General features: G+C 76.6%; 2 protein-coding genes. Both read right to left on the reverse strand.

All coding sequences use genetic code 11. From position 1 onward, the window contains the following. Nucleotides 1–250, reverse strand: a 250-nt coding sequence (locus tag VR45_RS10795; RefSeq protein WP_199925925.1) for a beta-ketoacyl synthase N-terminal-like domain-containing protein, incomplete at its 3' end; no start/stop codon positions are given. A gap of 21 nt (nt 251–271) precedes the next feature. Further along, on the reverse strand, nt 272–2,603 hold a 2,332-nt coding region (locus VR45_RS10800), incomplete at its 5' end, for a non-ribosomal peptide synthetase (RefSeq protein ID WP_045939482.1).

Genomic DNA, 2,603 nt, shown 5'->3' on the forward strand with positions numbered 1-2,603 from the left:
CGTCGAACAGCTCCGGTCCTGCGAGCAGGCCGCGGGCCGGCACGTAGGCCGGGTCGTCCAGGTCGGCGGCGGGCACCCCGGCCGCCAGCAGTTCCTCGCGGGACAGCCGGGCGACCGCCACCTGTCCGGAGAGCAGGCCGTTCCAGTACTCGTCGAGGTCGGCCGCGCCGGGGAACCGGCCGGCCATTCCGACGATCGCGATGTCCTGACTCCGCCCGCCGCTGAGCTCGTCACTCATTTCGTCGCTCATCTCATCACCCCCGTCGTGTCGTCATGTCGTTCGCAGATGTTGGGCAAGGGCCTGGACGGTGGGGTACCGGTACAGCTCTGCGAGGGCAATCGGCCGGGCGCCCCACCGCCGCTCCAGCCGGGTCCGGACCATGGCGAGGGTGAGCGAGTCGCCGCCGACGTCGAAGAAGGCCTCGTCGAAGCCGAAGTCGTCGGTCCCGAGCACCTCGGTCCACACGTCACGGATCAGCTCCTCGGCGTCGTCCGTGACCCGGTCCACCGTGTCGGCCCCGACAGTGGCAACCGGCTCGCCGGCGGTGACGGGTGCCGCGACGGCAGCCGGCTCGACAGCGGCGACGGGCTCCGGCCCGGGCGCCGGGGCGAACAGCGCGCCGAGGGCCCGCAGGTCGACCTTTCCGTTGCGGTCCAGCGGGAACCGCGCCACCGCCAGCCAGCGCTGCGGACGCTCGTAGGGGGCCAGCACCGGCTCGACCGCCGCCCGCACCCGGTCCAGAACGCCGCCGTCGACCTTGACCGCCGCGCAGAGCCGCTCGCCGGCCAGCAGGACGACGGCGTCCAGCACCCCGTCCTGCTCCTTGATCCGCCGCTCGACGGCGACCGGCTCGATCCGGTACCCGGCGATCTTCAGCTGCCGGTCGACGCGGCCCAGGAAGAGCAGCCGCCCGTCCGCGCCCCAGCGGGCCAGGTCGCCGGTGCGGTACTCGCGCTCGCCTCCCCCCTCGCCGTCACGCCCACCGGCCCGCCCACCGGCCCGCCCACCGAAGGACTGCGCCGTGCGGTCCGGGTCGCCCAGGTAGCCGTCGGCCAGTCCCGCGCCGGTGGCCCGCAGTTCACCCACCGCCCCGGGCGGCACCAGCCGCCCGTCCGGGCCGGTGATCCACACGCCGGTGCCGTGCACCGGGCGGCCGATCGGGAACGGGTCGGACACCTCGGCCACGCCCTCGACGTGGCAGACCGTGGTGAACGTGGTGTTCTCGGTGGGCCCGTAGCCGTTGGTGACCCGCAGTCCGGGCGACTGTTCGAGGACCCGCCGGACGTGCGCCGGTGAGACCACCCCGCCGCCGGTGAACACCTGGCGCAGCCCGCGCAGCGCCTCCGGCCGGTGGTCGGCCACCAGGTGGAACAGGCCCGCCGTCAGCCAAGCGTGGGTCACGCCCGCGGCGGGAAGGAACCGGGCCAGGCTGTCGGGCGTGGGCTCGGCGGGCGGGTGGACCACCACGGTCGTCCCGCTCGCCAGCGGCACCAGCAGCTCCAGCGTGGAGGCGTCGAAGGCCAGCGGGGACAGCCGCAGCATCGCCGCCCCCGACCCGTCGGCGGACAACTCCGCGTCGGCGAACAGGTCCGCGTCGTCCACCAGGCGCAGCACCGCGCGGTGCGGGACCACCACGCCCTTGGGGACACCGGTGGTGCCCGAGGTGAAAGAGACGTAGGCCGCCCGGGCCGGCTCCGGCCGGTGCGGCGCGGGCCCGGGTCCCGCCCCGGCGGGCCGCCCCGCCGGGAGCGCCCGGCCGGGACCGGCCTGCTCGCACCGGGGGACGCCGGCGAAGGCCGGATCGTCCGCCGCCCCGCCGATCCGGGCGGCGGCCGCGACGGCGCCCGCGATCTGGGCGCGGATCTGGGCGCGCCTGGCGGCCGGGGCGGCCGGGTCCACCGCCACCCAGGCGGCGCCCAGGCGCAGGGTGCCGAGGACGGCCACGGCCTCCGCCGCCGACCTCGGCAGCTCCAGGACCACCCGGTCACCGGCGCGGACCCCGCACCCGTGCAGCAGCTCGGCCTGGTCCAGGGCGTGCGCGTGCAGCTGCCGGTAGGTCAGCGCGTGGCCCGCGTCGGGGTCGAGCACCGCGGTCGCGTCGGGACGCTCCCGCACCTGCCGCTCGAACCGGCTCCACAGGTCGTCGCCGGTCGCGGAGTCCGCGCCCAGGCCGAGTTCCCGCAGCCGCGCCAGCTGGCCGACGGAGAGCCCGGCGATCCGCTCCACGGCGGCCTGCGGCTCCGCCGCGAGCTCCGCCAGCTCGGCCAGCACGGCTTGCAGCGACTCGGCCAGCTCGCCGATGTCCGCGGCGCTCTGCGCCGAGGTCGCGTACTCGATGGCGAGCCTGGGCCGCGGCGACCAGGACTGCACGTACAGCAGGGCGTCGAAGGCCGAACCCGCGCAGTGGCCCTCGTACACCCGCCAGGTGCCGCCCGCGGTCCCGAAGGAGTCGGGGACCAGCTCGTGGTGGGCGGCGAAGCCGAGCTGCGCGACCGGGTTGCGGGTCCCGTCCACGGTGCCGTCCAGGCCGGTCACCACCTGGGCGAACGGCAGGTCGGCGTCGGCGAGCGCGGCGGCGAGCGCACCGGCGGTGGCCCGCACG

Source organism: Streptomyces sp. NRRL S-495 (assembly GCF_000966955.1).
Taxonomy (GTDB): domain Bacteria; phylum Actinomycetota; class Actinomycetes; order Streptomycetales; family Streptomycetaceae; genus Kitasatospora; species Kitasatospora purpeofusca.